Source organism: Xanthomonas sp. MUS 060 (assembly GCF_000963215.1).
Classification (GTDB): Bacteria; Pseudomonadota; Gammaproteobacteria; order Xanthomonadales; family Xanthomonadaceae; genus Xanthomonas_A.
The window spans coordinates 180914-193528 of record NZ_JZIM01000001.1 but is presented as its reverse complement, the minus strand read 5'-3'; the positions used below and the strand labels follow the sequence as shown (position 1 = coordinate 193528).

At 65.7% G+C, this 12615-nt stretch carries 10 protein-coding genes; 4 read left to right on the top strand and 6 right to left on the bottom strand.

Translation table 11 applies throughout. The annotated features are described in order from the left end of the window. Nucleotides 1-26 precede the first annotated feature (26 nt). Both XANALMUS060_RS00790 and XANALMUS060_RS00785 read left to right on the top strand, forming a co-directional pair. Entirely contained in the window at nucleotides 27-293 is a 267-nt protein-coding gene (locus XANALMUS060_RS00790) for an exodeoxyribonuclease VII small subunit (RefSeq protein WP_045728284.1), read from the top strand. Beyond that, the gene (locus XANALMUS060_RS00785) at nucleotides 283-1164 is read left to right on the top strand and encodes a polyprenyl synthetase family protein (protein WP_045736745.1); all 882 of its coding nucleotides are present in this window, start codon (nucleotides 283-285) and stop codon (nucleotides 1162-1164) included. Before XANALMUS060_RS00790 ends, XANALMUS060_RS00785 begins: the two co-directional genes overlap by 11 nt. Before the next feature lie 192 nt (nucleotides 1165-1356). Here the strand turns inward: XANALMUS060_RS00785 and XANALMUS060_RS00780 are convergent, their stop codons facing one another. Beyond that, entirely contained in the window at nucleotides 1357-1737 is a 381-nt protein-coding gene (locus tag XANALMUS060_RS00780; protein WP_045736744.1) for a DUF4870 domain-containing protein, read from the bottom strand. Between the two features lie 114 nt (nucleotides 1738-1851). Then, nucleotides 1852-3219, bottom strand: a complete 1368-nt coding sequence (pmbA, locus tag XANALMUS060_RS00775; RefSeq protein WP_045736743.1) for a metalloprotease PmbA — start codon at nucleotides 3217-3219, stop codon at nucleotides 1852-1854. 97 nt (nucleotides 3220-3316) lie between these two features. Between pmbA and yjgA the strand changes: the two genes are divergently transcribed. Continuing rightward, entirely contained in the window at nucleotides 3317-3904 is a 588-nt protein-coding gene (gene yjgA, locus XANALMUS060_RS00770) for a ribosome biogenesis factor YjgA (RefSeq protein WP_045736742.1), read from the top strand. Between the two features lie 161 nt (nucleotides 3905-4065). Here yjgA and tldD read toward each other — a convergent pair whose 3' ends face one another. The 4 genes from tldD to XANALMUS060_RS00750 form a co-directional block, all read right to left on the bottom strand. Continuing rightward, nucleotides 4066-5508, bottom strand: coding sequence for a metalloprotease TldD (tldD, locus tag XANALMUS060_RS00765; RefSeq protein WP_045736741.1), 1443 nt, complete (start codon nucleotides 5506-5508; stop codon nucleotides 4066-4068). Nucleotides 5509-5564: 56 nt separating this feature from the next. Continuing rightward, nucleotides 5565-9437: a YhdP family protein gene (locus XANALMUS060_RS00760; protein WP_045737052.1), complete on the bottom strand. Its 3873-nt coding sequence runs from the start codon at nucleotides 9435-9437 to the stop codon at nucleotides 5565-5567. 112 nt (nucleotides 9438-9549) lie between these two features. After that, the gene (rng, locus tag XANALMUS060_RS00755) at nucleotides 9550-11040 is read right to left on the bottom strand and encodes a ribonuclease G (protein ID WP_045736740.1); all 1491 of its coding nucleotides are present in this window, start codon (nucleotides 11038-11040) and stop codon (nucleotides 9550-9552) included. Beyond that, nucleotides 11040-11606: a Maf family nucleotide pyrophosphatase gene (locus tag XANALMUS060_RS00750; RefSeq protein ID WP_045736739.1), complete on the bottom strand. Its 567-nt coding sequence runs from the start codon at nucleotides 11604-11606 to the stop codon at nucleotides 11040-11042. Before XANALMUS060_RS00750 ends, rng begins: the two co-directional genes overlap by 1 nt. Before the next feature lie 132 nt (nucleotides 11607-11738). On the opposite strand from XANALMUS060_RS00750, the gene XANALMUS060_RS00745 reads away from it, so the two are divergent. Continuing rightward, nucleotides 11739-12476, top strand: a complete 738-nt coding sequence (locus tag XANALMUS060_RS00745; RefSeq protein ID WP_045736738.1) for an SIMPL domain-containing protein — start codon at nucleotides 11739-11741, stop codon at nucleotides 12474-12476. Nucleotides 12477-12615: the final 139 nt, after the last annotated feature.

The window sequence follows — 12615 nt, the reverse complement described above, 5'->3', positions numbered from 1 at the left end:
TCCCCGGCGCCGCGCACACTTTCGCGATGCCCAAGAAGCCACAACACGACGATGCCTCCCCGATCGCCCGCTTCGAGCAATCGCTCGAAGAACTGGAAGTGCTGGTCGAGAAGATGGAAGCAGGCGACCTGAGTCTGGAACAATCGCTCAGCGCCTACGAACGCGGCGTCGGCCTGTACCGACAATGTCAGCAGGCACTGGAACAGGCCGAGCTGCGTGTGCGCCTGCTCAGCGACCCAGAGCAACCCGACCGCGCCGAACCGTTCGATCCCACCCCGCTCCATGGCGGCTGACGCCCTCTTCGCACGCTGGCGGCAACGGGTTGAAGCTGGCCTGGACGCACACCTGCCCGCAACCGCACAGGCACCACAGCGCCTGCACGCAGCAATGCGCCACGCCACGCTCGGCGGCGGCAAGCGCATGCGTCCGCTGTTGGTCTACGCCAGCGGCGCCCTGTTCGGCAGCGACGCGGCGCACCTGGATGCGCCGGCGTTGGCGGTGGAACTGATCCATGCCTACTCGCTGGTCCACGACGATCTACCCGCCATGGACGACGATGCACTGCGACGTGGCCAGCCCACCGTGCATATCGCCTTCGACGAGGCCACCGCGATCCTCGCCGGAGATGCGCTGCAGAGCCTGGCGTTCGAACTGCTGGCCAAGGCCGATGGCGCCGATGCGGCGCTGCGCGTGCAGTGGTTGCAGACCCTGGCCGAGGCCGCCGGTGCGGCCGGCATGTGCGGCGGTCAGGCCCTGGACATCGACGCCACCGGCAGCGTGCAACCGCTGGCGGATCTGCAACGCATGCACGCCTTGAAGACCGGTGCCCTGATCCGCGCCAGCGTGCGTCTGGGCGCATTGGGCGGCGGCGCCGACCGCGCCGCATTGGACCACCTGGATGCCTTCGCCAGCGCCCTGGGGCTGGCGTTCCAGATCCGCGACGATATCCTTGACGTGGAAGCCAGCTCCGAACAACTCGGCAAGACCGCCGGGAAAGACGCGACCCAGGCCAAATCGACCTACCCGGCGCTGCTGGGCATGGACGGGGCGAAGACCAAGCTCGCCGAACTGGCGCACACCATGCGCGATGGTCTACACGGTTATGGCGCGCACGCCGAACCCCTGGCGACGCTGGCGCAGTTGGCGGTGGATCGCGCGCACTGACTCAACAGCGCCGTCCCGTGCTCGGCAGCCTGCACGCGCACGACAAAACGCAAGCATCGATACGGCCATGCAGCATGCACCGCTGCTCCAGGCACGTCGATACACAAGCCAGCCGACCTCACCCATCTGTGCTGAAAACAACAAAAAAGCCCGTCGAACGCCGGGCCTTCTCGCGAGCGCAGACATTGCGCGTTACTTGATCAACCGCAACGCGAAGGGATAACGATAAGCGACGCCCTCGTAGGCCTTGATGGCGGCGAGGATGCAAAACACCAGATTCAGCGCCCACAGGATCTTCATGCCCACAATGCCGATCAAAATGATGATGAGCACGCTGCAGATCAGGTAACCGATGGCGATGGTGATCTGAAAATTCAACGCTTCCTTGGCTTGGTCGTTGAGAAACACCTTGCTCGGGTTGTCCTTATAAATCAACCAGACGATCAGCGGGACGACGAAGCTGAAGAAGATGCCAGACAGATGGATCATCAAGGCGATGGGGCGATCCTCCTGCGAGCCTGACGAATTCGGTGGCGGCGGTGGCGGAGCGGTGATGTTGTCGAATTCGTTCATCGGTCTTCATTTCCGTCGGTTGTGAAGCGGACAAAACACCAAAACATCAAGACGCCACTCTCGGCGGCGGCAAGCCCGTCGAGGCATGTCTGTGATGCCGAGAATACATCGCGATCAGGATGCCGCGCCGGCCACCGTCATCGCACCGATCAGGGTCGCGCCGATGTGGAGGTGCGAACGCACGTCGATATCGGCTCCCACCGCCTCGATGCGCTCGAACATCTGCCGCAGGTTGCCGGCAATGGTGACTTCATCCACCGGATAGGCGATGGCGCCATTCTCGATCCAGAAACCGCCCGCACCGCGCGAATAATCGCCCGTCACCAGGTTGACGCCATTGCCCATCAAATCGGTGACCAACAGGCCGCGCGGGATGCCCGCGATGATCGTGGCCAGATCCGCCACATTGGCTGCGACCTTGAGGTTATGGACGCCACCAGCGTTGGCAGTGGTCTGCAGGCCGAGCCTGCGCGCCGAATAGCTGCCCAGCACGTAGCGCTGCAGCACTCCGCCACTCACCAGCGGCGCCTCGCGGGTGGCCACACCGTCGCCATCGAAGGACGCCGAGCGCAGGCCGCGACGCAGGTGCGGCAATTCGTCGATCGCGAACCACTCCGGAAACAAACGCGTGCCCGCACTGTCGAGCAGAAAGCTGGCGCGACGGTATAACGCACCACCAGACACCGCCCCCAGCAGATAGCCAATCAGCGAGCGCGCCATCTCCGGCGCGAACAGCACCGGCACCTCGCCGGTGGGTAGCGAACGCGGCTGCAGGCGCGCTACCGTCCGCTCAGCGGCACGGCGACCGATCGCCGCCGGCCGCTCCAGTTCCTCGCGCGCCAGCGCGCTGCTGTACCAACCATCGCGCTGCATGCCGTCACCCTGCCCCGCAATCAGCGCGCAACTGATCGCATGGTGCGTGCTGCGCTCGCAACCGACGAAACCATGCGAATTGGCGTACACCGACAAGCTCTCGCTGCTGCCAACCGAGGCGCCATCGGAATTGCTGATCCGCGCATCGGCATCGCGTCCGGCGGCCTCGCACGCCAGCGCCAGCTCGATCGCCTCCTCCGCCTGCAGCGCCCACGGATGCCAACGATCGAGATCAGGCATCTGCCGCGCCATCAGTGCCGCATCGGCCAAACCGGCGGCGGCATCGTCCTCGGTATAGCGGGCGATGGCGCAGGCCTGGGCGACAGTCGCCTCCAGGCTGGCGTCGTGCAGATCGGCCGTGCTGGCACTGCCCTTGCGCTGGCCAAAATACACGGTGACAGCAATGCCGCGGTCGCGTGTGGACTCCACAGTTTCCACCGCGCCCAGGCGAACGTTGACATCGATACCACGGTCTTCGCTACAACTGACTTCAGCCTGGCTGGCGCCAAGCGCGCGTGCGCGCGCCAGCAAGCGCTCGGCAATGTCGGACAGACGCTCCAGGCGCTGCTGGCTGTCATCGTGGTGCAGGTCGGGGGAGATCGCGTTCAATGCTTTATCCTTGTCATGCGAATCCCTTCGCAGCGGCCCTGGCCTCCATGGCCGGACGTTTAGATGTGATGTTGCAGACTGACCGAGTAGCACGACCATGCGCGGACGCGACGAAGACACCGGTGAATTCCGCGGCGAAAGCCGCAGCCAGCAGCGCCGCGAGGCGCTGGAAGTGCTGAGCCTGGGCGAGAAACTGGTGGCACTGACCCCGGCGCAATTGGCCAAACTGCCGGTTCCCGAATCGCTGCTGCCGCATATTGCCGAGGCCAAGCGCATCACCTCGCACATCGCGCATAAACGCCAACTGGCGTTCCTGGCCAAGCAGATGCGCCGCGAGGACGAGGCGGCGCTGGAGGCGATCCGCGAAGCGATGGACGTGAACAGCGACGGCGCGCGCCGCGAGGTAGCGGCCCTGCATCGGGTCGAAGACTGGCGCACACGCCTGCTCGCCGACGGTGACGCAGCCCTGTCCGCGCTGCTCGCCGAGCACCCCGACGCCGACCGGCAGCGACTGCGCCAGTTGCTGCGCAACGCCAAGGAAGAACGGCTGAAGAACAAACCGCCGCATGCGTATCGCGAGTTGTTCCGGGAACTGCGCGAACTGGTGCTTGGCGCGGGAGCGGACACCGCGCACGCGCAAAGCGCCGGCACGGACGAGGACGTCGAAGACGACGCAGACCGCTGAAACACGGCGGCGACCAAGACGACACCGACCTGCCCGACGGCGACGCGCACGCGTGTGCGCCTGAACACCACGCGCGACCAGCGTAGCGCGCCTCGACAGCGCCGTCGGTCCCGACCCGCCACCTACGACCGCGCAGTTCAGCGCAACGTATATCACGTGCTTTACGCCGTCCCGCCCACGGTCAGGCCATCGATCAGCAAGGACGGCTGGCCCACACCCACCGGCACGCTCTGTCCATCCTTGCCGCACACGCCAACGCCTTCGTCCAAGGCTAAATCGTTGCCGATCATGCTGACCTTCTGCATGGTCTCCGGGCCGTTGCCGATCAGCGTCGCGCCCTTGACCGGCGCGGTGATTTTGCCGTCCTCGATCAGGTAGGCCTCGGTGGCCGAAAACACGTATTTGCCGCTGGTGATATCGACCTGACCGCCACCGAAGTTCACCGCGTACAGGCCTTTCTTCACCGAGCGGATCATGTCCTGCGGATCGTGCTGGCCAGCGCGCATGTAGGTGTTGGTCATGCGTGGCATCGGCAGATGGGCGAACGATTCGCGGCGGCCATTGCCAGTCGGCGCCACGCCCATCAGCCGCGCATTCAAGGTGTCTTGCATATAGCCGACCAACACGCCGTCCTCGATCAACGAGGTGCAATGGGTCCGGGTGCCTTCGTCGTCCACGTTCAACGAACCGCGACGGCCATCCAAGGTGCCGTCGTCGACGATGCTCACCCCGGGCGAAGCCACACGCTGGCCGATGCGACCGGCATAAACGCTGGTGCCTTTGCGGTTGAAATCGCCCTCCAGTCCGTGTCCGACCGCCTCGTGCAGCAGCACGCCGGGCCATCCCGGCCCCAGCACCACCTGCATCACCCCGGCCGGGGCCGGCACCGCCTCCAGGTTCACCAACGCCTGGCGCAGCGCTTCTTTGGCATAGGCTTCCGGGCGACCATCGGCGAACAGCACCGCGTAGTCGTAGCGACCACCGCCGCCGGCATAGCCGGATTCACGGCGTCCTTGCTGCTCGACGATCACCTGCACATTCAGTCGCACCAACGGACGCACGTCGGCAGCGAGCACGCCGTCGCTACGCGCCACCAACACGGTGTCCACACTGCCGGTCAGGCTCACCATGACCTGCTGCACGCGCGGATCGGCGGCGCGCACGAACTGGTCCAGGTGACGCAACAGTTCGAGCTTGCGCGCATGGTCCATGCTATCGACCGGATCCAACGCCGGGTACAGCGCGCGCGCGCCACCGCGCTGCAGCGCCTGCGTCGCTTGCGCACCGCCATCGCGGGAAATCGCCCGCGCCGACCGTGCCGCGGCCAGTAACGCATCGTGGTGGATATCGTCGGAATAGGCGAAGCCGGTCTTCTCGCCGGAGATCGCGCGCACGCCCACCCCTTGCTCGATGGAGTGCGCGCCATCCTTGACGATACCGTCCTCCACGCTCCAGTTCTCGCGGCGCGAATGCTGGAAATACAGATCGCCGAAATCCACACCGGGGCCGAGCAATGTGCCGAAGGCACGCTCCAGGGTGGAGGCATCAAGGCCGGCGGGAAGCAACAGGCGGGTTTCGGCAAGCTGGAGGGTGTGATCGTTCATCGTCTCAACATGAGGGACAGAAGTGCGGAGTGCAAGGGTGCGAAGTACCGCGCGCGTCACGGTGTGGCAGAAGACGCAGGCGGAACGCTTGCCGGAGCGGGAGGACGCGCGGATTCGCGCTCCATCACCTCCACCTTCGGGTCTTTCCATGGCCCGGTGACGCGGTAGGTGCGTGCCCCGATCATGTCCAACGGCTTGCTCAGCACCGCATTGGCGGCCGCGCCAACCGCCGCGCCGAGCGGGCCGCCGGCCACCGCGCCGACCACGGCCAACAAGTTGCCGGACTTGGGATTGACGTCGATGGTCTGGTCAAACTGCTGCGCGCGCAGGTCCGCCTGGCCACGCACCTTGATCTCCGCCGCGGGTCCGTCGATGACCAAGTCGTCGCTGCGCGCGAGGCCAGCGCCAAAGCGGACCTGACCGTCGATACGGTTGAACGCGAACCCCTTGGAAAAGAAATCGCGAAAATCGAACATCAGCCGGCGCGGCAACTGCGCCACGCTGAGCAAGCCGAGCACGCGCCCGGCACCGGGATTCAACTCCAACAACTGGCCATTGCGCACGGCCACGTCGAGCTGCCCCTGCATAGCAGACAACTGCGCCGCTTCCGGATTGCCCGGCCAGGCCGCACGCAGATTCAGGCGCCCCTCGCCACCGCGCAACTGACCGCCGAAATCCAGGCTCTGCATCAGCGCCCCCAGATCCTGGCTCTCCACGCTGGCGCTGAGTTGGGTATGCGCCGCCGCGCCCTTGCCACGCCAATCGCCGCTGATGTCGATCTGCTGTTGGTCCGAGCGCAGGTGTAATTGGTCCACCTGCATACCATCGGCCAGCTTGTGCGTGCGCAGCGAGGCCGCACCGAGATGCATCGCGCCGAAGCGGAGATCGTCCACATCCAACGCCAGCGCCGGGATCGTCGCTGGATCCATGCTGTCGGCAAGCGGCCCGGTCGGCGCTGCGGGCACGCTGCCCTCCGGCGCAGGGGCAGGCGGGGTCGCCGCACGCCAATACACCCGCGCCAAACGCCCACCGACGACACCGCCCTCCTTGCTGGGGACGCTGAGCTCGCCCGACAGCGCCGGGCCGTCCAGGCGCACGTCGATGCTATCGGCCTGCGGCTGTAGATGCAGGCGCGTGTTGTCGAACACGCCGCCAAGCAGTAGCAGATGATCGGCAAGCAGGTCGATCCGGCGCAGCGGCATGGGATCTTCGCCCCCCGGGGCGGCGGTGGCCTTCGGATCGGGGCGGCTGACCAGGCTGATCCAGTCGATCGCGTTCAGCGCCGCGGCATGCCCGCTCACCACCAGGCCGCTGCTGGGCGGCTCGTCGGTGACGTGATCGCTGCCCATCACCACCCTGACCCCGGTCTTGCCGCCCTCGCTGCGCGCGGCCAGCGCCATCAACTTGCCGAAAGCGACCTCGATACGCCCGCTGCCGACCGGCAACGGCACGTTGACCGAGGTCGCCAGTGGTGTCGAGGCATCCTTGTCCATCGGTGCCGGCATCAGTAAATCCGTGCCGACCAGATCCGAATGCAGTTGCAGCCGGGTCGGCGGCTGCACACCGCCATCGGCGGCCTTGGGCAAACCGACAGCGATATCCCAGCGCGAGCGTCCTTCCACATAGGCCTTGATCCAGGCCATCTCCGGCACACGATCGAGCAATTCGTCCACATCCAGCGATGCGCTCAGCGCGGCCTCGAAGGCCTGTTGCCGGTCCAGCACACCATCGCCGGCGCGCAGCGCAAGTTCGGCTGGGCGGCCCTCGTGGACCACGCTCAGCTTCTGCGCGGCGAAGCCGGTACCGCTGTAGGTGGCACTGCCGTGCATGTCGTCGAACGCCACGTCCCAGCGCTTGTCGGCGATGTGTGCGCCGAGCAGGTTCACCGTACCGCGCAGATGATAGGCGCCCACATCGGCATGCAGCGGTTGCAACAGATCGAAGCTGACATCGGCCGGCCCCGACGCACTGAGCGCGTCCAAGGTGTCGCCGTAATGTGCGCGCAGGGGACTCTGCCGCAACATCGCCAGCAACTTGTCCGTGTCGGCGCGGGTGCTGGCCAACACGCTGAGCTGGCCTTCCCTGTAATCGGGCAGGGTCGCCGACATTTGCTCCACCGCCACCCCGCCCATCATGCCGCGACCATGCACCTGGAAGCCGTTGCCGATGAAGGCGACATTGGCGTCCACATGCTCCACTGCCGGCCAGTCCTGGTGAAAGCGCAATTTGGCGTCCTCCACTCGCGCGGTCGCCTCGAAACGGCCATCGTGTTCGACGAAGGGCCAATCGTCGAGATCGCCAGAAATCAGTACGTGGCCATCGTGCACGCGCCCGCCTTGCAGCGCGGCGTCCAACCAATCGGTGAGGGCAGCGGGCATCTTCGAATGGATCCAGAACGTCTTCGCCACCACCACCGGGGCATCCTGGGTGTCGGCGGCCAGATCGATCCACGGTCGCGAGCCGTCGTTCTGAAAGTACAGCCCGCCGCGCACATCGGCGCCGTAGTCGCTGCCCTGCACGCGCAGGCCCGGGGTCGCCACGCGCACGCCATCGTGATCGCGGAAAGCGACAATACGACCAGCCAATTGCACTTGGTGCACCACGCCGAACCCACTGGGCCAGTCCACACGCACCGGGCTGCTGGCATCGAGCACCAGCTCGCCGCCCTGCGCATCGCCTTGGAAGCGACCGCGCAGGCCGCTAACGCCCGGAGACTGCCCAGCCGGTGCGAACGCCAACTCGGCCAGTTGACCCTGTCCGTACAACGCACCGCCCGGAGTTCCGGTCAGTGCGAGCTGGGTCAGTTGCACGCGCGGTCGCGCCAGTTGCAGCCAGGTCCGCAGGCCGGGTGAGAGACGGTCGCTGAGTGCCGCCACGGCAATCAGCGGCGCGGCATCGAGATGATCGCCCAGCACGGAGAAACGCCGCCCGATGGCAAGGGTGAACCCATCCAGGCGCTGCGGCGGCAAGCCGGCTTGATCGATTTGCAATGTCGGCACATCCAGACGCCAGCCGTCGGTACCGTCGATCTGGCGCCACCGCGCCGTTGTCCGCAAGGTGGCGAACACCAATTGCGGGCGTGTACGCCCATCGGCCAACGCGGCACCACGCAGGCGCAGGTCGCGCAAGGCGGCCTGCACCGTCAGAGCGGCGACGCGATGCTGCTGCAATTGCAGCCATGCCTGGATCTCGCCAGTGCCGCCTTGTACCTGGATCCCGGCAACGTGCAACAGGCCCGACCAGACCGCCAGGTCGGTCGGCTTCACGGCGACATAAAGACGACCGCTGCCGCGTTGGCGGTCGATGTTCAGCACTGCGGTCAGTGGCGTCTGCCGCAGATCGCTCCAACCCTGCACACCGACGCGCAGGCGATCACCGTTGACACGCAGACGCATGTCGATCTTCGGCACTTGCACCGCCACGCCCAGACTCGGCGCACTGACTGCCAAGCGCCCACCGATCACCTGCAATTCGCCCAAGCCTTGCAAGCTATCCAGCGGATCGCCGCCCTGCCCGGAAGTCGGCAACCCCTGCACCGACCAGTTGCCGTCGCTGCCGCGCAGCAAGGTCAAGGTCAAACCGCGCAGACGCAACTCGGTGAACGAGCGACCGGGCAACATGCCGGAATACATCGACACCAGGATCTCTGCCTGACCGATACGCACACCGTCGCCGCCACCAATGCGCAAGCCATCCAGGCGTAACAGCGGACCACGCCGGGTCCAAGCGGTCTCCAGCCGATCAAAACGGATGGGGTGACCGGCGCGTGCGCTCAGCCAGGCGGCCACCTGCTGCGGATGCCGTTCCACCAACGGTAACGCCTGACTCAACCCGCCCACCACCAGTGCCACACACACCAGCCCGATCGCCATCGCGTAGAACGCGAAACGGCGTGCCAGACGCAAGCGGCGACGCAACGGTGTGTGCATCAGCAGCCGGGATCCGTCAGCGCCCATACACCACGGCCACGCCAATGGATGCACACCCAGCAGCGCTCTGACTTACCGAGTCCCGGGTCCCGAGTTCCGGGTCCCGCCTGCATCACAGCAACACCACGTCGAATTGCTCTTGGAGATACTGCTCGTCGGCCTGGAAACGAATGGTCTTGCCGAGGAACTCTTCCAGTTCGGCCACCGCCGAGGATTCCTCGTCGGTGATCCGCGCCACCACCTTGGTCGAGGCGATCACCAACAGCCTTGCAGCATCGAACTGGCGCACCGCGCGCGTGATTTCGCGGAAGATTTCGTAGGTGACGGTCTCGGCGGTCTTGATCGAGCCGCGCCCGCCGCATTGCGGACATGGCTCGGACAATTGCCGCTCCAGGCTTTCCACCGTGCGCTTGCGGGTCATCTCCACCAGCCCCAGCGGCGAGAAATCGTAGACCGTGGTCTTGGCATGATCGCGCGACAGCGCCTTCTCCAACGTGCGCAGCACCTGACGGCGATGCTCGGCATCGCTCATGTCGATGAAGTCGATGATGATGATGCCACCGAGATTGCGCAGACGTAATTGCCGCGCCACTGCTTGCGCGGCCTCCAGGTTGGTGCGAAATACCGTCTCTTCGAGGTTGCGCTGCCCCAGGAACGAGCCGGTATTGACGTCGATGGTGGTCATCGCTTCGGTCTGGTCGATGACCAGGTAACCACCGGACTTCAACGGCACCTGTTTGTCCAACGCACGCGCGATCTCGTCCTCGACCCCGTACAGATCGAAGATCGGGCGGTCGCCGGTGTACAGCTCGATGTGCTCGGCCAACACCGGCATGTACTTGGCGACGAAGGCCTGCAGGCGCTCGAAGGTCTCGTTCGAATCGACCTTGACCTTCTCCACGTCCTTGCGGATCAGATCGCGTACCGCACGTAGCGGCAGACTGAGATCCTCGTAGATGATGCTGGCCGGGTTGCCGTCGCGACCACGGCGCTCGACCACGTTCCAGACCCGCGACAGATAGGCGATGTCCTCGGCCAGCGCCTCGGCAGGCTGCCCCTCGGCATTGGTGCGGATGATGTAGCCGAAGCCGCCGTGGCTGGCCGCCAGATCGGCGACCAGCGTCTTGAGCCGCAGCCGTTCGGCCTCGTCCTCGATCCGCGCCGATACTCCGATCACCCGCGACTGCGGCAGCAATACCAGATAACGCGAGGGAATGCTGATCTGCGTCGTCAGCCGCGCCCCCTTGCTGCCAATCGGATCCTTGACCACTTGCACCACGATCTCCTGACCGTCGCGCAGCAGCTCCACGATCGGTACCGCCGCCGGCACCGGCAACGGTGGTGTCTCGTCGGTGTCGCCATTGCAGACTGGCGCCGGTCGCACCACGTCGTTGGCGTGCAGAAACGCCGCACGCTCCAGCCCCACCTCGACGAAGGCCGCCTGCATCCCCGGCATGACCCGCTGCACCTGGCCCTTGTAGATGTTGCCCACCACACCCCGCCGCCAACCGCGTTCGATGTGGAGTTCCTGCAGCATGCCGTTCTCGATGACGGCCACCCGGGTCTCGCGCGGCGTGACGTTGACCAGGATCTCTTGCGACATCAGAGCACTCCGAAGATGCGCAGCAGGTGGAAAGTTTGGTGCAGTGGCAGGCCCATCACGGCGGAGTAGCTGCCGTCCAGGCGACTGACGAAACGTTCGGCACCGCCTTGGATCGCGTATGCGCCGGCACACCCCATCGGCTCACCACTGGCGACGTAATCGGCGATGTCGCGCGCCGACAGCGGAGCGAAAGTCACCGCGGTCGGTACCGACACCAGTTCCTCGCGGCCGGCGCCGACCAGCGCCACCACGGTCAACGTCTGATGGGTGCGCCCGGACAGCGCCGCCAGCATCGCGGCGGCGTCCTCGGCGTCAGCCGGCTTGCCGAACACGCGATCGTCCAGCACCACTTCGGTGTCGGCACCGAGCACCACCGCATCAATCTCCCCCGCCCGCTGCACCAGCCCGGCACGCGCCTTGTCCAGCGCAACCCGGCGCACGTAAGCCTCCGCCGACTCCTCGGCCGCACGCACTTCCGGCACCTCCAGGTCGAGGATCCGGAACGTCGCACCGAGGCGGGTCAGCAGTTCGTTTCTACGCGCAGAACGGGAAGCGAGATACAACATGTCTGAAGGATAACCCGACAGGCATGACTGAACGATCTACGATTGCAGAGCCATCGCCTGACCGCCAGGGAAGATCATCGCGCGTTCATCGTCACGGTAACACTCTCGCCGCATCCTTCGAGGAGAACATCGATGCGTACCCTGCTCCTTCGCTCGCTGCTGCTGGCTCTGTCCCTGCCGCTGGGATGCACAATCACAGCCAATGCGCAACCGGCTACGCCCGGCTATGCCGTGCCCGCCGACGGCACCTTACTCAACATCACCTCGCAAGCCGAGGCCAAGCACGCGCCGGACATGGCCACGTTGTCGGCCGGTGTGGTCAGCCAGGCCGCCGACAGCGGCACCGCAATGCACCAGAACGCCGCACAGATGACCAAGGTCCTGGCCGCGATCCACGCCGCTGGCATCCCCGACAAGGACGTGCAAACCAGCGGCGTCAGCCTCAACCCGCAGTACAAGTACGCCGAGAACCGGGCACCGCAGATCATCGGTTACCAGGCGAACAACTCGGTCCACCTGAAGGTGCGCGATATCGCCAAGCTGGGCAAAGTACTGGACGCTCTGGCCGCACAGGGTGCCAATCAGCTCAACGGTCCGAGTTTCGAGATCGATAACCCGGAACCGCTGTACGACCAGGCCCGCGGCGATGCGCTGAAGAAAGCCCAGGCCCGCGCGCAGAACTACGCCAAAACGCTGGGCCTGCGTGTGCGCCGTATCGTCAGCATCTCCGAAAGCAACAGCGGCGGCGTGCGCCTGCCAATGCCGATGCTGCGCGCGGTGACAATGAATGCGAGAACCGAAACGCCGGTGGTACCAGGCGAGAGCAGCGTCTCGGTCAACCTGGACGTGGTGTTCGAACTGGGCAAGTAAGCTGCTGACTCATTGCATGCCAGATCACGACGGCGCCAGCGGGCGCCGTCGTCGTGTCAGCAAGTAATCCGGCGCAACGCAGGATGCACGCCATGGCAGACCCCCCCTACGAAAACGCCCGCCCCCATCACTGGGAGCG